Annotated in this window: 17 protein-coding genes; 13 read left to right on the forward strand and 4 right to left on the reverse strand. The window is 73.6% G+C overall.

All coding sequences use genetic code 11. The annotated features are described in order from the left end of the window. Together ACQP00_RS11415 and ACQP00_RS11420 are read right to left on the reverse strand one after the other, a co-directional pair. Complete coding sequence (locus ACQP00_RS11415) at window positions 1-750, reverse strand: MlaE family ABC transporter permease (protein WP_433218052.1); 750 nt, start codon at window positions 748-750, stop codon at window positions 1-3. After that, a complete protein-coding gene (locus ACQP00_RS11420) occupies window positions 747-1,682 on the reverse strand; it encodes an ABC transporter ATP-binding protein (RefSeq protein WP_433058705.1) in 936 nt (311 codons plus the stop codon). Before ACQP00_RS11420 ends, ACQP00_RS11415 begins: the two co-directional genes overlap by 4 nt. A 97-nt stretch (window positions 1,683-1,779) precedes the next feature. Here ACQP00_RS11420 and shbA point away from each other — a divergent pair, with 97 nt between their 5' ends. From shbA to ACQP00_RS11450, 6 genes are all read left to right on the forward strand, one after another. Beyond that, complete coding sequence (gene shbA / locus ACQP00_RS11425) at window positions 1,780-2,358, forward strand: RNA polymerase sigma factor ShbA (RefSeq protein ID WP_433218054.1); 579 nt, start codon at window positions 1,780-1,782, stop codon at window positions 2,356-2,358. Between the two features lie 67 nt (window positions 2,359-2,425). Continuing rightward, on the forward strand, window positions 2,426-3,370 hold the full coding sequence (locus ACQP00_RS11430; RefSeq protein WP_433218056.1) for a hypothetical protein: 945 nt from the start codon (window positions 2,426-2,428) through the stop codon (window positions 3,368-3,370). A gap of 72 nt (window positions 3,371-3,442) precedes the next feature. Next, a complete protein-coding gene (locus ACQP00_RS11435) occupies window positions 3,443-4,201 on the forward strand; it encodes a GNAT family N-acetyltransferase (protein ID WP_433218058.1) in 759 nt (252 codons plus the stop codon). Window positions 4,202-4,210: 9 nt separating this feature from the next. Continuing rightward, window positions 4,211-4,594 carry a VOC family protein gene (locus tag ACQP00_RS11440; RefSeq protein ID WP_433218059.1) on the forward strand — a complete coding sequence of 128 codons (384 nt, stop codon included), beginning with the start codon at window positions 4,211-4,213 and terminating at the stop codon, window positions 4,592-4,594. Continuing rightward, window positions 4,582-5,814, forward strand: coding sequence for a sensor histidine kinase (locus ACQP00_RS11445; protein ID WP_433218061.1), 1,233 nt, complete (start codon window positions 4,582-4,584; stop codon window positions 5,812-5,814). Before ACQP00_RS11440 ends, ACQP00_RS11445 begins: the two co-directional genes overlap by 13 nt. After that, window positions 5,802-6,449, forward strand: coding sequence for a response regulator transcription factor (locus tag ACQP00_RS11450; RefSeq protein WP_433218063.1), 648 nt, complete (start codon window positions 5,802-5,804; stop codon window positions 6,447-6,449). Before ACQP00_RS11445 ends, ACQP00_RS11450 begins: the two co-directional genes overlap by 13 nt. On the opposite strand, the gene ACQP00_RS11455 is transcribed toward ACQP00_RS11450, so the two are convergent. Together ACQP00_RS11455 and ACQP00_RS11460 are read right to left on the reverse strand one after the other, a co-directional pair. Then, the gene (locus tag ACQP00_RS11455; RefSeq protein WP_433218065.1) at window positions 6,431-7,306 is read right to left on the reverse strand and encodes a CPBP family intramembrane glutamic endopeptidase; all 876 of its coding nucleotides are present in this window, start codon (window positions 7,304-7,306) and stop codon (window positions 6,431-6,433) included. The genes ACQP00_RS11450 and ACQP00_RS11455 overlap by 19 nt on opposite strands. 69 nt (window positions 7,307-7,375) lie before the next feature. Continuing rightward, complete coding sequence (locus ACQP00_RS11460) at window positions 7,376-8,662, reverse strand: ATP-binding protein (protein WP_433218067.1); 1,287 nt, start codon at window positions 8,660-8,662, stop codon at window positions 7,376-7,378. Between the two features lie 156 nt (window positions 8,663-8,818). Here ACQP00_RS11460 and uraD point away from each other — a divergent pair, with 156 nt between their 5' ends. From uraD to ACQP00_RS11495, 7 genes are read left to right on the forward strand one after another with little or no spacing between them, the layout of a single operon-like run. Beyond that, window positions 8,819-9,319: a 2-oxo-4-hydroxy-4-carboxy-5-ureidoimidazoline decarboxylase gene (gene uraD / locus ACQP00_RS11465; protein ID WP_433218069.1), complete on the forward strand. Its 501-nt coding sequence runs from the start codon at window positions 8,819-8,821 to the stop codon at window positions 9,317-9,319. Beyond that, entirely contained in the window at window positions 9,316-9,618 is a 303-nt protein-coding gene (gene uraH, locus ACQP00_RS11470) for a hydroxyisourate hydrolase (protein WP_433218071.1), read from the forward strand. Before uraD ends, uraH begins: the two co-directional genes overlap by 4 nt. A 4-nt stretch (window positions 9,619-9,622) precedes the next feature. Next, complete coding sequence (gene pucL / locus ACQP00_RS11475; RefSeq protein WP_433218073.1) at window positions 9,623-10,489, forward strand: factor-independent urate hydroxylase; 867 nt, start codon at window positions 9,623-9,625, stop codon at window positions 10,487-10,489. Further along, entirely contained in the window at window positions 10,477-11,334 is an 858-nt protein-coding gene (locus ACQP00_RS11480; RefSeq protein WP_433218075.1) for an FAD binding domain-containing protein, read from the forward strand. The genes pucL and ACQP00_RS11480 overlap by 13 nt, the downstream gene beginning before the upstream one ends. Further along, window positions 11,319-11,777, forward strand: a complete 459-nt coding sequence (locus ACQP00_RS11485) for a (2Fe-2S)-binding protein (protein WP_433218077.1) — start codon at window positions 11,319-11,321, stop codon at window positions 11,775-11,777. Before ACQP00_RS11480 ends, ACQP00_RS11485 begins: the two co-directional genes overlap by 16 nt. Beyond that, window positions 11,774-13,111, forward strand: a complete 1,338-nt coding sequence (locus ACQP00_RS11490; RefSeq protein WP_433218079.1) for an 8-oxoguanine deaminase — start codon at window positions 11,774-11,776, stop codon at window positions 13,109-13,111. Before ACQP00_RS11485 ends, ACQP00_RS11490 begins: the two co-directional genes overlap by 4 nt. Continuing rightward, the gene (locus ACQP00_RS11495) at window positions 13,108-15,288 is read left to right on the forward strand and encodes a molybdopterin cofactor-binding domain-containing protein (RefSeq protein WP_433218081.1); all 2,181 of its coding nucleotides are present in this window, start codon (window positions 13,108-13,110) and stop codon (window positions 15,286-15,288) included. The genes ACQP00_RS11490 and ACQP00_RS11495 overlap by 4 nt, the downstream gene beginning before the upstream one ends.

Genomic DNA, 15,288 nt, shown 5'->3' on the forward strand with positions numbered 1-15,288 from the left:
TCAGCTCCCCTTCTGCGGCACGATCTGGAAGTACACCGCCGTGATCACGAAGTTGAGCGCGAACAGCAGCATGAAGGTGATGACGACGCTGTGGTTCACCGCGTCCCCGACGCCCTTCGGCCCGCCCTTCGCGGTCATCCCCTTGTACGAGGCCACGAGCGCCGCCACCGCCCCGAAGATCAGCGCCTTGAGCTCGCCGACGACGAGGTCCGGGAGCTGGCCGAGGGCCTGGAAGCTGGCCAGGTACGCGCCCGGCGTCCCGTGCTGCAGCACCACGTTGAAGAAGTAGCCGCCGGCCACCCCGACGACGCTGACGAGCCCGTTGAGCAGCACCGCGACCAGCATCGTGGCGGCGATCCGGGGCGCGACCAGCCGGTGCAGCGGGTCGATGCCCAGCACCTGCATCGCGTCGAGCTCCTCGCGGATCTTCCGGGCCCCGAGGTCGGCGCAGATGGCCGAGCCGCCGGCGCCCGCGATGATGAGCGCGGTGACGATCGGGCCGGCCTCGCGCACGACCGCGAGCACCGACGCCGCCCCGGTGAACGACTGCGCCCCGAGCTGGCGGACCAGCGACCCGAGCTGCAGCGCGATGACCGCGCCGAACGGCACCGAGACCAGCGCCGCCGGCAGGATCGACACCGAGCTGACGAACCAGGCCTGCTGCACGAACTCGCGCACCTGCCACGGCCGGCGCAGCAGCCCGCGCAGCGCGTCGAGCGCGAAGGCGAAGAACAGTCCGGTGGCCCTCACGGCTGGAACGACCCTTGCGGAGGACGCACGCCGTTGGCCGCGCACCACTGCCCGGGCGGGCGCTCGGCCCGCCGCGGCCGGCCGTCGGTGGGCGGCAGTTGCAGCGGGATCGGCGGCAGGGGCGGCGGCTCGGCGCCCGCGTCGGCCTCGGCGCGCAGCTCGTCGGCGTCCTTCTCCTCGGCCATCCCGATCGGGCCGACCCGCTGGGCGTTGAGGAACTGCCGGACCACCGGCTCGGTGCTGGACAGCAGCATCTCGCGCGGGCCGAACATCGCCAGGTGCCCGTGGTAGATCAGCCCGATGTTGTCCGGGACCGTGCGGGCGGTGTTGATGTCGTGCGTGACGATCAGGAACGTGGCGTCGATCTGCTGGTTGAGGTCGATGATGAGCTGGTTGAGGTACGCGGTGCGGACCGGGTCCAGCCCCGAGTCGGGCTCGTCGAACAGCACGATCTCCGGGTCGAGCACCAGCGCGCGGGCCAGGCCGGCGCGCTTGCGCATCCCGCCCGAGATCTCGCCCGGGAGCTTGTTCTCGGCGCCGGTCAGCCCGACCATGTCGAGCTTCTCGGCGACGATCGCGCGCACGTCGCGCTCGGACTTGCGGGTGTGCTCGCGCAGCGGGAACGCGACGTTGTCGTAGATGGTCATCGAGCCGAACAGCGCGCCGTCCTGGAACAGCACGCCGAAGAGCTTGCGCACCTCGTACAGCTCCCGCTCCCGCAGTCGCGTCAGATCGTGCTCGCCGATGACGATCGCGCCGCGGTCGGGCTTGAGCAGCCCGACGAGCGTCTTGAGGAAGACCGACTTGCCGGTGCCCGAGGGGCCGAGCAGCACCGAGATCTCCCCGGCGGGCAGGGTCAGCGTGACGTCGGACCACACGGGTTGGCTGCCGAACGACTTCGTCAGCCCCTCAACGTGCACCTCGACGCCCATGCATCCTCAATCGCGGCCGCGCCCGGAAGCGCAACAGCGTTGCCGGAAATTTCTCCGGGTGGTGGTCTCGGCCGCGGACGGTTACGGTGCGTTGACGATGACGGCGACATTCGATCCGGGGCTCGTCGACCGCGCCGTACGGTCGGAGCCCGACGCCACGGCGGCACTGCTGGAGCAGCTGCGGCCGGGCGTCGTGCGCTACTGCCGCGCCAAGCTCGGGCGGGTCGGCGGCGCCTACACGACGGCGGACGATGTGGCCCAGGAGGTCTGCCTCGCGCTGTTGCGGGCCCTTCCGCGGTACCGCGATCAGGGCCGCCCCTTCACCGCCTTCGTCTACGCCATCGCGGCGCACAAGGTCGCCGACGCGCAGCGGGCCGCCGTGCGCGACCCGGGCCCGGCCCCGATCGACACGCTGCCCGAGCACCCGGACGCGGCCCCGGGCCCGGAACAGCAGGCCGTGCGCACCGACCTCGCGCGGCGCCTGTCGGTCCTGCTGGCCCAGCTCCCGGAGCAACAGCGCGAGATCGTCCTCCTGCGGGTCGCCGCGGGCCTGTCGGCCGAGGAGGTCGGCGTGATCGTCGGCATGTCGGCCGCGGCCGTGCGCGTGTACCAGTCCCGCGCCCTGGCCCGGCTGCGCATCCTCGCCGGCGACTCCCTGGGCGAGGTGGCCGCGTGACCTCTCTGCCGCCTGGGGCGTTTACGCTGGTACTGAGGGCCGAGTCATGACGGATCGAGGTGACACCGTGCCGGATCGCAGCGCCGAACCCCCGGTCGACCTGGCCACGGTCCGCGCCGACGACGCCCTGCTCGACGCCCTCGCCCGCGGCGAGCGTGCCGTTGTCGATGCCGATGTTGATGTCGATGCCGCCGACGCCTTGGCCGGCCTCTTCGCCGACTGGCACGCCGACCTCTCCGCCGACCTGCCGCCCTTCACCCTCGACGACGACGCGACGGTGTCGCTCGACTCGCTGCCGGACGTTCCCGAACTCCGCGCCGCGGCTCCGGTCGCCGACCTTCCTGACGTGCCCGGACCGGCACGACGGCGGCGATTCGGCGGTTCCGGTGAGCGCCGCCCTGGCTCGGGGCTACGGCGGACCTTCGCCGCGGTCGCCGCCGGCATCGTGATCCTCGCGGGTCTGGCCCTCGGCGCCGAGCGTTCGGGGCCGAACGGGCCCCTCTGGCCGCTGACCCAGGTCCTGTACCCGGAGCAGGCCCACGCCCGCGCCGCCGAGCAGGCCATCGCCGAGGCCGCCGACGCGATCGCCGCCGGGCGGTTCGACGACGCCCGGCGCCTGCTCGACACCGCCACCGGCGAGGCGAACCAGGTCGACAACGCCGGCACCCGGCAGCGGCTGCTCGACCAGATCGCCGACCTGCGCGCCCAACTGCCGCCCGCCGCCCCGCCGGCGGCGTCCTCGGCCCCGGCCACCGCGCCGCAGGCCCCGACGACCGCACCGACCGAGGCGGCTCCCACCCCGGGCCCGACCACCGGCGGCGGCAATCCCGGCGGCGGCGCGACCACCGGCGGCGGGAACGGCAACGGCGGCGGCAACGGTGACGGCGGTGGCGGCGGCCAGGTCATCCCCGGGCTGCCGACCCAGATCGTCCCGACCAACCCGCTGCCGCTGCCGACCCAGATCCTCCCGACGACGATCCCCGGCCTCCCGCTGCCGACAGGTCTGGGCTGACAGAGGCCGCTGACAGAAGCCCGCTGACAAAAGGCCGTTGCCGGAATGTCGTGATCGCGCAGAATGGGGACCGTGGACGTCAATGAGATCCTCGCGCGGTTCGACCGGGAGATTCGGCAGCAGCCGCAGGAGGGGCCCGGGGCCGTGGTCGAGCGGGAGCCCGGCGTCGTCCGGGTGGTGCGCGCCCCCGACGGATGGACCGGCATCACCTGGACCGGCCTGAGCGACCTCGACGCCGACGAGGTGATCGCGGCCCAGATCACCCGGTTCGCCGCGGCCGGGGTGCCGTGGGAGTGGAAGTTCTACTCGCACGACCGGCCCGAGGATCTGCCCGCGCGGCTGCTCAAGGCCGGCTTCGAGCCCGGACCGCCCGAGGCGCTGCTCGTCGCCGAGGTCGGGGCGCTCCCGCACGAGCCGAAGCTGCCCGACGGGGTGCGGCTCGTCCCGGTGACCGACGCCGAGGGCGCCGAGCTCGTGGTGCGGGTGCACGACGAGGTGTTCGGCGGCGACCACGCCGCCATCGGGCGCATGCTGCTCGACCGCCCCGACGAGGTCAAGGCCGTCGTCGCGATGGCGGGGGACCGGCCGATCTGCGCGGGCCGGGTCGAGTTCCACCGGGGCACCGACTTCGCCAGCATCTGGGGCGGCGGCACCGCCGAGGACTGGCGGGGGCGCGGGGTGTTTAAGGCCGTCGTGGCGTACCGGGCCGCGCAGGCCGCCGCGGCCGGGTTCCGCTACCTTCAGGTCGACGCCAGCGACGACAGCCGCCCGATCCTCAAGCGCCTCGGCTTCGCCGAACTGGCCACCACGGTCCCGTTCGTGCACGAGTAGGGCGGCAGCATGAGTCACCGGTCGCGGTTGTTCGCCGTCATCATCGACGTGCCCGGGGTCGACCGGGAGGCGGCGACCCGGTTCTGGGCCGCCGCGCTCGGCGCCGAGGCCGCCGTCGAGGAGCACGAGCCGCAGTTCACCAGCCTCGCGCACGGGCTGGTCGCGGCGGCGCTGCAGGAGATCGAGGGCGACGGGCCGCGGTACCACCTTGACTTCGAGACCGACGACCTGGACGCCGAGGTGGGCCGGCTGCGCGCGCTCGGCGCCGAGCCCGTCTCGCGCTATCTGGACTGCCACGTGCTGCGCGCCCCCGGCGGGCACCTGCTGTGCGTGATCCCGCGGCACACCGACGCCGCACTGTTCGACGCGACCGCGCGGACGTGGGACGGCTGAGGATGGCCGCCCGGCTGCGCACCGCGCTCGACGCGCTGGAACGGCTCGTCGGCGGCGTCGGCACCGCCGTGCTCGCGCTCATCGCGCTGGTCACGTGCATCGCCACCGCCGCCGCGTGCCTCGTGGGCGTGGGGCTGGTGATCGTGCCGTTCGCGGTACGGATGCTGCGGGTCGTCGCTGACCGGGAGCGCGATCGGCTCTCGCGCACCGGGCCCGAGCTGCTCGGTCACCTGCCGGCGCCGGTGCGGGTCAAGGACGCGATCGGGGACGTGGCCCTGCGGCGGGAGCTCGCCTGGGCGGCCATCCACGGGACCGCCGGCCTCGTCGTCGGGATCTTCGCCATCGCGTTGCCGCTCAACGTGCTGCGGGACGGGTCGTTCGCGCTGTGGTGGCGGCTGGTCCCGCCGGCCGACGCGACCTCCTCGGTGGGCTTCCCGCACGCCACGGACACCGCGAGCGCGCTGGTGGTGTCGTCGTTCGGGCTGGTCTGGCTGGTGCTGGTCTTCTACGCCACGCCGCTGCTGGCCCGGCTGCAGGAGGCGCCCGGGCGGCGGCTGCTCGCGCCCGCGCCCGGCACCGACCTCATGCTGCGCGTCGCCGAGCTGACCGCGACCCGCGCGGCCGCGCTGGACGCGCACGCGACCGAGTTGCGGCGGATCGAGAGGGCGCTGCATGACGGTACGCAGAACCGGATCGTCGCGGTGAACGTCCTGCTGGGCGCGGCCCGGCGGGCGGTGGCCCGGGACCCGGCGGGCGCGGACGAGATCCTGGAGCGGGCCCAGGGCGCGGCCGAGGCGGCGCTGGCCGACCTGCGGGCGGTGGTGCGCACGATCCTGCCGCCGGTGCTGACCGACCGCAGCCTGCCCGACGCGCTGCGCTCGCTCGCCGCGACGTGCCCGGTGCCGGTCGACGTGGACGCCGAGCTGCCGGTACGGTGCGCGGCATCGGTGGAGGCGACCGCGTACTTCGTCGCCGCCGAGGCCCTCACCAACGTGGCCAAGCACAGCGGCGCCGAGCACGCGACCCTGCGGCTGCGCCGGACCGGCAACCAGCTGCACCTGACCGTCACCGACGACGGCCACGGCGGCGCGGACGCGGACGGCGGCTCCGGCCTGACCGGCATCCGCCAGCGCGCCGAGGCGCACGACGGCACCGTGGACCTGACCAGCCCGCAAGGCGGTCCGACGATTCTGAGAGTGAGCATCCCGTGCGGATCGTGATCGCCGAGGACGACGCGCTGCTGCGCGAGGGTCTCGCCATGTTGTTGCGGGCCGAGTCGCTCGACGTCGTGGCCACCGCGGACAACCCGACGACGTTCCTGGCCGCCGTCGATCAGCACGAGCCGGACGTGGCGATCGTCGACGTGCGGATGCCGCCGACCCACACCGACGAGGGCATCGTGGCCGCGGTCGAGGCGCGCCGCCGCCGCCCGGACCTCGCGGTGCTGGTGCTTTCCGCGTACGTCGAGCAGGCCTTCGCCACCGACCTGCTCGCGGGCGGCGGGGCACGGCTCGGGTACCTGCTGAAGGAGCGCGTCGGCCGGGTCGAGGAGTTCCTGACCGCCCTGCACCGCGTGGCCGGCGGCGGCACCGCGATCGACCCGGACGTCGTCGCCCAGCTGCTCAGCCGCAGCCGCCCCGACGCCCGCCTGGAACGCCTGAGCGCCCGCGAGCGCGAGGTTCTCGCCCTGATGGCCGAGGGCCTGGGCAACTCCGCGATCGCCGAGCGGCTCTTCGTCACCGACGGCGCCGTACACAAGCACATCCGCAGCATCTTCGCCAAGCTGGAGCTGGCCCCCGACGACCGCACCGATCGCCGGGTGGCCGCGGTCCTGCACTACCTCGAAGCTTCCTGAAGCGTCCTCGTCTGGAGGCCCAGCCGGCCGCGGGTGGCGGCGATCAGAATCAGGGCCACCACGGTCGACCCGATCAGCTGGCCGTGCAGGGTGTCCCGCACCGGGTTGAGCGTCGGGAAGACCTCGGGCCAGACGAGCGAGTAGGTCGTGTTGATCCCGGCGTGCAGCACCATCACGATCGGCAGACTCTCCCCGGTCCGGTTGAACACCCAGGTCATGACCAGGCTCAGCGGCACGCAACCGGCCACGAACTCGATCGGCGACACCCACCACACGTCGGGCCAGCCGCCCCACTCGGTCAGGAACAGCGGCAGGTGCCAGCAGCCCCACAGCAGGCCGAGCACGACCGTCCCGCCCACCGCGCCCAGCCGCTGCTGCAGCCGCGGCAGGGCGAAGTCACGCCACCCGGGCTCCTCGGCCATCGCCGTGGTGACGATCTGCATGAGCAGGATCGGGATGTACGCCACGAGGATCGCCGAAGCCGGCCGCGCGACGTGCCCCCACGAGGCCGGCAACGCGGCCGTCGCGAGCAGAATGCTGACCGGCACGCCGACGAGGACGAGCGCGTACCACTTCCAGCCGACCCGCCACCGCACCAGCCGCCGCGACCAGCGCCGCAGCCCCGGCCGCCCCTCGGCCAGGCCGGTGACCACGAACGCGGCCCCGAGCGGCCCGAGATAGGCCCCGGGCAGGATACCGACGAGCTGCGTGCTGCCCAGCAGCGACGGAATCTCCAGCGGGATGACGCCCAACCCGCTGCGCGAGAGCACGTAGGGCGTCCAGGCGATCCAGCTCAGCCCGAACGCGAGCACGAAGAACGTGACGACCGGAAACTGTTGTACGGCACGGCGAATCATGCCTCCAGCACACCAGCGGCATCGGCCACGGTCATTCCCCGAGCCTGCCCAGCCGTGGTACAGCAGGCACTACCGCAGCTTCTGCAGCGCCTTGAGCAGATCGGCCTGGGTGATCGGCCCGGCCTGGGTGCCGGTGCGGGCCTCGCGCATGGCCTGGTCGAGCTGGGCCCGGCGCAGCGCCTCCTTGAGGTCGGCGCCGGTCAGGCCGGTCGCCGCGGCCGCCAGCTCGTCCGCGTCCACGTCGTCGGCGAACATGCGGAAGCCGGGCGTCTCGTGCCGGGCGATGAGCCCCCGCAGCAGCTTGCGCAGGATCTCGGCGCGGGCCTGGGGACCCGGCGCGGCCACCTGGAGCTTGAGGTCGAAGCGGCCCGAGCGGACCAGGGAGGCGTCCACGCGGTCCGGGAAGTTCGTCGTGGCGACCACGATGACGTTCGGGTTGGCCTCGATCAGCGTGTTCATCTCCTGCTTGAAGATGCCAGCCACCGCGTTGATCATTTGGCCGGCGGCGTCGAAGGCGGCTCCCGTGTACGAGATGATGGAGTCGAACTCGTCGAACAGCAGGACGGTCGGGCGGCGCAATCCGCGGGCCTCGGTGAAGATGCGCTGGATGTTCTTCTCGGAGTTGCCGACCCACTTGTCGAGGATCTCGGGCGTGCGGATCTCGCGCAGGTCGCCGCCGATCTCGTTGGCCAGGGCCTGGGCGAGCATGGTCTTGCCGGTGCCGGGCGGACCGTAGAGCAGGATGCCCTGCGGCCGGGTCGCGCCCCAGCGGGCCATCACGTCCGGGTGGCGGAACGACACGGCGACGTCGCGGAACTGGGCCACCACGTCCTCGAGGCCGCCGACGTCGTCGAGGCGCACGCCCTCCGGGTCGCCGACCACGGGCGCGGCCGGGCTGACCGTCACCGGGCCGCCTGTGCCGTCCATGCCGGTGAGCTGCATGATCGCGAGGACCAGGGCGGCCAGCGACTGGGAGCGCAGGACGATGTCGGTACCTTCTTCCCGCACCGTCACCGCCGGGTCGTCCACGTCGCCGGGGCGGGCCGGGCGGGCGGTGCGCGCGAGGCCGACCGCGATGATCGTGCCGAGCACGGCGCCGGGCAGGCCGAGCAGGCGGAACAGGGCCCCGCCGGCCGCGCCGCCCGCGAAGACCTTGGCGAACGACGAGACGCTGAACGTGCCGCGGACCCAGCGGGCCCGGTATCCGTCCGCGTCGACCCTGATCTCGATCCCGCGGTGCGGCAGGTCGTGCCCGACCACGTCACCGGCCGCGAGCAGGTGCCCGTCGACGATGCGCACGACGCGCCCGCCGACGTCGATCACCTCGACCGCGGGCCGCAGCTCCTTCTCGGCCATGTGTTCGAGTCTGCCACGGCTCAGCGAAGTTCGATGGCGACGAAAGCGGCATCAGGCCTAACGGGGTCGGACAAAACGCGGATAATGGACATGATCTCAAAGGTCTGGACTTGAAACATCCTCGGAGTAACGTGCCGGGGATACGAGAGGGGTGCCATGCTCGATCGGTTCAACGGCCTCGCGCCCGAGGCCGCCGAGGAGGCCCTGCTCGCCTGCTGCGCGTCGCCCGGCTGGGCCGCCCGCGTGGTCGCCGCGCGGCCGTACCAGACGTCCGCCGACCTGGTCGTGGCCGGCGTGACCGCCTTCGACGAGCTGGGCTGGGGCGACCTGCAACGGGTCCTCGCCGCCCACCCGCGGATCGGGCAGAAACCGGTCGGCGACGGCGCCGAGGCCGCCTGGTCGCGCCGCGAGCAGTCCGGCGTCAAGGCCACCGACGGCGCCGCCGAGGAGTTGGCCCAGGTCAACGACGCGTACGAGCGCCGGTTCGGCCACCTGTTCCTGATCTTCGCGACCGGCAAGTCGGCCGACGAGGTGCTCGCGGCGGCCCGGGGCCGGCTGCGCAACGACGACGACACCGAGCGCGTGGTCGTCCGCGGCGAGCTGCGCAAGATCGTCGAGCTGCGGCTGGAGCGGCTCGCCGAGGCGGCGGCCGCATGAGCTTGTCCACGCACGTGCTCGACACCGCCCGCGGCATTCCGGCCGCGGGCGTGCCGATCCGGCTGGAGACCACCGAGCAGATCCTCGTCGGCGACGGGATCACCGACGTCGACGGGCGGCTGCGCTGGGAGGACGTGGACCGGGGCCGCTACCGGCTGGTCATCGACACCGCGGCGTACCTGGGGCCGGACGCGTTCTTCCCCGAGGTGTCGATCGTGTTCACCATCGCCGACGCCCGCCACCACCACGTGCCGCTGCTGCTCAGCCCGTTCGGGTACTCGACCTACCGGGGGAGCTGAGGCGATGCCCGACTTCGAGCTGGGCCCGAACCAGTACGGCAAGGCCGAGACCCGCCTCGTGCGCGTCGAACGCGGCGGCGGCGACACCGGCGGCGACCGGCTGACCGACCTCAACGTGAGCGTGGCGCTGCGCGGCGACCTCGCGGCCAGCCACCTGACCGGCGACAACGCGGCCGTGCTGCCGACCGACACGCAGAAGAACACGGTCTACGCGTTCGCGCGCGAGTTCGGGATCGCGAGCATCGAGGCGTTCGCGGTCCGCCTGGCCGAGCACTTCGTCGCCACGCAGCCGACGATCCACGAGGCGCGGGTGCGTATCGAGCAGTACCCCTGGCAGCCCGTCGACGGCCGCCACACCTTCCGCCGCGACGCGAGCGAGGTCCGCACCGCCACCGTCCACCATGGACAGTACGGGACCCAGGTCGTCTCCGGCGTCACCGGCCTGGTGCTGCTCAAGACCACCGACTCGGAGTTCCACGGCTTCCTCAAGGACCGCTGGACCACGCTGCCCGAGACCCGCGACCGCATCCTCGCCACCTCGGTCGACGCCACCTGGCGCACCGCCGCCGGGTTCGCCGACCCCGGGCCGGCCCGCGAGGCGCTCGTCGAGGCGTTCGCCGACACCTACAGCTACGCCCTGCAGCAGACCCTGTTCGCGATGGGCTCCCGGGTCCTGGAGCGCTGCCCGGACGTCGTCGAGGTCAAGCTCTCGCTGCCCAACCGGCATCACTTCCTCGTCGACCTGCGGCCGTTCGGGCTCGACAACCCCGACGAGGTCTACTTCGCCGCCGACCGCCCCTACGGGCTCATCGAGGGGGTCGTGCGCCGCGACGGCGCGACGGTGCCGCAGGAGGTCGCGTGGACTTTCTGAGACCGTCCACGTTGGACGAGGCCGTGCAAGCCAAAGCAGAAATGCCGGATTTGGTACCGCTGGCAGGCGGCACGGACGTGATGGTCGAACTGAACTTCGACCGCCGCCGCCCGTCCGCGCTGCTCGACCTGACCCGGATCGCGGCGCTGGCCGACTGGTCCGAGGACGAGGGCGTGCTGCGGATCGGGGCCGGCGTGACGTACCGGCGGATCATCGACGAACTCGGCAAGCGCCTGCCGGGCCTCGCCATGGCCGCCCGGACCGTCGGGTCACCGCAGATTCGCAACCGCGGCACCGTCGGCGGCAACCTCGGCTCCGCGTCCCCGGCCGGCGACGCGCACCCGCCGCTGCTCGCCGCCGGCGCCGAGGTCGAGGTGGCCTCGGTGCGCGGGGTCCGCTGGATCAAGGCCCAGGACTTCTTCGCCGGCCCGAAGCGCAGCGCCCTCGCCCCGGACGAGCTCATCGTCGCGTTCCGCATCCCGCCCGCGCCCGGCCCGCAGCAGTTCGCCAAGGTCGGCACCCGCAACGCGATGGTCATCGCGGTCTGCTCGTTCGCGGTCGCGATGGACGTTTCGAAGCGAACGGTCGGCACCGGCATCGGCTCCGCCGGCCCCACCCCGCTGCGGGCGGCGGCGGCGGAGTCGTTCGCATCCGAACTGCCGTGGGAGTCGCGGGAGCCGCTGCCCGACCCGCTCGTGGCGCGCTTCGGCGAGCTCGTCGCGGCCGCCGCCCGGCCGATCGACGACGTGCGGGGCAGCGCCGCCTACCGCCGGCACGCCCTGTCCGTCCTCGGTGGACGGACGCTGCGCTGGGCCTGGGAGGAGTACCGATGCGGGTCAACGTGACCGTGAACGGCGACGCGCTCGCCGCCGACGACGTCTGGGAGGGCGAGAGCCTCCTGTACGTGCTGCGCGAGCGGCTCGGCCTGCCCGGCGCCAAGAACGCGTGCGAGCAGGGCGAGTGCGGGTCCTGCACGGTGTACCTGGACGGGATCCCGGTCTGCGCCTGCCTGGTCGCGGCCGGCCAGGCCGAGGGGCGCGAGGTGCGCACGGTCGAGGGCCTCGCCGGGGCCGAGGAGCTGCACCCGATCCAGCGGGCGTTCCTCAGCGCCGGCGCCGTCCAATGTGGATTCTGCACGCCGGGCCTCATCGTGGCCGTGCACGACCTGCTGGAGCGCAACCCGCACCCGAGCGACCCGGACATCCGCGAGGCGCTGGCCGGCAACCTGTGCCGCTGCACCGGGTACGAGCACATCGTCGCGGCGGTGAAGCTGGCGGCCGACGCATGATCGTCATCGAGGGCTGCGCGATCGCGACCGTCGACGCGGGCGGCACCGAGCACGCCGACGGCCACATCGTGGTGGCCGAAAACCGGATCGTGGCGGTCGGCCCCGGGCCGTACCGGGGCGACGCGAGCGTGACCACAGTGGACGGCCGCGGCTGCCTCGCCACGCCGGGCCTGGTCAACACCCACCACCATCTCTATCAGTGGGCCACCCGCGGCTACGCGCAGCAGGAGATCCTGTTCGGCTGGCTCAAGGAGCTGTACCCGGTCTGGGCGCGGCTGGACGCCGGGATCGTGCACGCCGCCGCCTCCGCCGGCCTGGCCCAGCTGGCGCTCACCGGCTGCACGACGAGCACCGACCACCACTACGTGTTCCCGCGCGACGGCGGCGACCTGCTGGCCGCCGAGATCGAGGCGGCGGCGGAGGTGGGGCTGCGGTTCCACCCGTGCCGCGGCTCGATGGACCTGTCCGAGAAGGACGGCGGGCTGCCACCGGACTCGGTCGTCGAGGACACCGACGCCGCGCTGGCCGCGACCAAGGACGCGATCGACCGCTTCCACGACCGCTCCTTCGGCGCGATGGTGCGGATCGCGGTCGCGCCGTGCAGCCCGTTCTCGGTCACGCCGCGGCTGATGGAGGAGGCGGCCCGGCTGGCCCGCGCCGAGGGCGTGCGGCTGCACACCCACCTCGCGGAGACGGTCGAGGAGGAGCACTACTGCAAGGAGGTGCACGGCTGCACACCGGTCGAGTACGCCGAGCGGCTCGGCTGGCTCGGCGACGACGTCTGGCTCGCCCACGCCGTGCACCTCGACCCGGCCGCGATCGCCAAGCTCGGCGCGACCGGCACCGGCGTCGCCCACTGCCCGAGCTCCAACGGCCGCCTCGGGGCCGGCATCGCCCCCATCCGCGACCTGCTCGACGCGCGGGCGCCGGTCGGCCTCGGCGTCGACGGGGCCGCCTCCCAGGAGGCCGGCGAGCTGGGCGCGGAGCTGCGGCAGGCGCTGTACCTGGCCCGGCTGCGCGGCGGACCGGCCGCGCTGACCGCCCGGGAGTCCCTCGCGCTGGGCACCATGGGCGGGGCCCGCTGCCTGGGCCGGGCCGACGAGCTCGGCTCGCTGGAGGCCGGCAAGCTGGCCGACATCGCGCTGTGGGACCTGAACGGCCTCGGGCACGCCGGCATCGCCGACCCGGTCGCCGCGCTGGTGTTCGGCCCGGCCGCCCCGCTGCGGCTGCTGCTCGTCAACGGCCGCGCGGTCGTCCAGGAGGGCGCGCTGTCCACCGTGGACACGTCCGCGATCGCCGGCTCGTTGGCCCGTGCCGCCCGGGGGTTGCGATGACCGTTCAGGTCGGCACGCTCAACGGGATCGGCACCTCGCCCGTCCGCCCCGACGGCACGCTCAAGGTGACGGGTGAGTTCGCGTTCTCGTCCGACCTGTGGGCCGACCGGATGCTGTGGGGCGCCACCCTGCGCAGCCCGCACCCGCGCGCCCGGATCCTCGGCATCGACCTCACCGAGGCCCTCAAGCTGCCGGGCGTGCACGCCGTGCTCACCGCCGAGGACGTGCCCGGCAAGCCGCACTACGGCCTGGAGCACCGCGACCAGCCCGTGCTCGCGATGGGCGAGGTCCGCTACGCCGGCGAGCCGGTGGCCATCGTGGCCGCCGACCACCCCGAGACCGCGCGGCGGGCGGCGGCGCGGATCGCCGTCGAGTACGAGGTGCTGACGCCCATTGTGGACAGTGAGGCCGCCCTCGACCCGGCGTCCGAGCCGGTGCATCCGGGCGGCAACCTGCTGCGGCACGTGCCGATCCGCAAGGGGCCGCAGGACGCGGTGGCGGCGGTCGTGGTCACCGGGGAGTACGAGGTCGGCATGCAGGACCAGGCGTTCCTCGGGCCGGAGTCCGGGCTGGCCATCCCGGCCGAGGACGGCGGCGTCGACCTGTTCATCGCCACCCAGTGGCTGCACGGCGACCTCGGGCAGGTGGCCGACTGCCTCGGCCTGCCGCCGGCCAAGGTGCGGCTGAGCCTGGCCGGGGTGGGCGGCGCGTTCGGCGGCCGCGAGGACGTCTCCATGCAGGTCCACGCGTGCATGCTGGCCCTGCACACCGGCCGGCCGGTCAAGATGGTGTACTCCCGCGAGGAGTCCTTCTTCGGCCACGTCCACCGGCATCCGGCGCGGCTTCGGTACGAGCACGGCGCCGACGAGCACGGCATCCTGCAGTACGTCCGGGCCCGGATCGTGCTCGACGGCGGCGCCTACGCCTCCACGTCGATGGCGGTCGTCGCCAACGCGACCACGCTGGGGATCGGCCCGTACCGGGTGCCGAGCGTGACCGTGGACGGGTACGCGGTCTACACGAACAACCCGCCGTGCGGCGCGATGCGGGGCTTCGGTGCGGTACAGGCGTGCTTCGCCTATGAGTCGCAAATGGACAAGCTCGCCGCGGCGCTCGGGCTCGACCCGGTGGAGCTGCGGGCCCGCAACGCGCTCGAGCCGGGCGACACGATGCCGACCGGGCAGGTCGTCACCGGCCCCGCGCCCGTCGCCGACCTGCTGCGCCGCGTCCGCGACCGGCCGGCTCCGGCGGTCTCGTCCGGCGATCCGCGCGAGCAGCCCGGCGGGGTCGCGAACACCACCCACGGCGAGGGCGTGCGGCGCGGCGTCGGCTACGGCATCGGGATCAAGAACGTCGGCTTCTCCGAGGGCTTCGACGACTACTCGACCGCGCGCGTGCGGCTGGAGCTGGTGGGCGGGGAGCCGGTCGCGGTCGTGCACACCGCGGCGGCCGAGGTCGGCCAGGGGCTCGTCACCGTGATGGCCCAGATCGTGCGGACCGAGCTCGGCGTCGAGCAGGTCACGGTGGCCACCGCCGACACGTCGATCGGGTCGGCCGGGTCGTCGTCGGCGTCGCGGCAGACCTACGTCACCGGCGGCGCGGTGAAGGCGGCGTGCGAGGCGGTGCGGGCCGAGCTCGAACGCCGGGGTGGCGACCTCACCCAGGGGCCGATCGACGAGACGGTGGAATGGCGGCACAAGCCCACCTCCCCGCTCGATCCGGCGACGGGACAGGGCAACGCGCACGTGCAGTACGCGTTCGCGGCGCACCGGGCCACTGTGGACGTCGACGTGGAGCTGGGCCTGGTCCGAGTGGTCGAGATCGTCACCGCGCAGGACGTCGGCCGGGCCTTGCACCCGCAGTCGGTGCGCGGGCAGATCGCCGGCGGCACCGCGCAGGGCCTGGGCCTCGCGGTCATGGAGGAGATCCAGGTGGTGGACGGGCAGATCCGCAACCCGTCGTTCACCGACTACCTCATCCCGACGATCCTCGACGTGCCGCCGATGCTCATCGACGTCCTCGAGCTCGGCGATCCCGAGGCGCCGTACGGGCTGCGCGGCGTCGGCGAGCCGCCGACCATCTCGTCCACCCCGGCGATCGTCGCCGCCATCCGCGCCGCCACCGGCCTGCCGCTCAAGCGGGTCCCGGTCCGGCCCGAGCACCTGACGGGAACGTGA

The organism is Dactylosporangium sp. CS-047395 (assembly GCF_050942185.1).
GTDB lineage: Bacteria > Actinomycetota > Actinomycetes > Mycobacteriales > Micromonosporaceae > Dactylosporangium.

Coding starts and splice junctions, on each gene's coding strand:
- ACQP00_RS11490 (WP_433218079.1), top strand. CDS start 11,774: ATGATCGTCATCGAGGGCTGCGCGATCGCGACCGTCGACGCGGGCGGC.
- pucL (WP_433218073.1), top strand. CDS start 9,623: ATGCCCGACTTCGAGCTGGGCCCGAACCAGTACGGCAAGGCCGAGACC.
- ACQP00_RS11420 (WP_433058705.1), bottom strand. CDS start 1,682: ATGGGCGTCGAGGTGCACGTTGAGGGGCTGACGAAGTCGTTCGGCAGC.
- ACQP00_RS11440 (WP_433218059.1), top strand. CDS start 4,211: ATGAGTCACCGGTCGCGGTTGTTCGCCGTCATCATCGACGTGCCCGGG.
- ACQP00_RS11460 (WP_433218067.1), bottom strand. CDS start 8,662: ATGGCCGAGAAGGAGCTGCGGCCCGCGGTCGAGGTGATCGACGTCGGC.
- ACQP00_RS11485 (WP_433218077.1), top strand. CDS start 11,319: ATGCGGGTCAACGTGACCGTGAACGGCGACGCGCTCGCCGCCGACGAC.
- ACQP00_RS11455 (WP_433218065.1), bottom strand. CDS start 7,306: ATGATTCGCCGTGCCGTACAACAGTTTCCGGTCGTCACGTTCTTCGTG.
- ACQP00_RS11495 (WP_433218081.1), top strand. CDS start 13,108: ATGACCGTTCAGGTCGGCACGCTCAACGGGATCGGCACCTCGCCCGTC.
- uraH (WP_433218071.1), top strand. CDS start 9,316: ATGAGCTTGTCCACGCACGTGCTCGACACCGCCCGCGGCATTCCGGCC.
- uraD (WP_433218069.1), top strand. CDS start 8,819: ATGCTCGATCGGTTCAACGGCCTCGCGCCCGAGGCCGCCGAGGAGGCC.
- shbA (WP_433218054.1), top strand. CDS start 1,780: ATGACGGCGACATTCGATCCGGGGCTCGTCGACCGCGCCGTACGGTCG.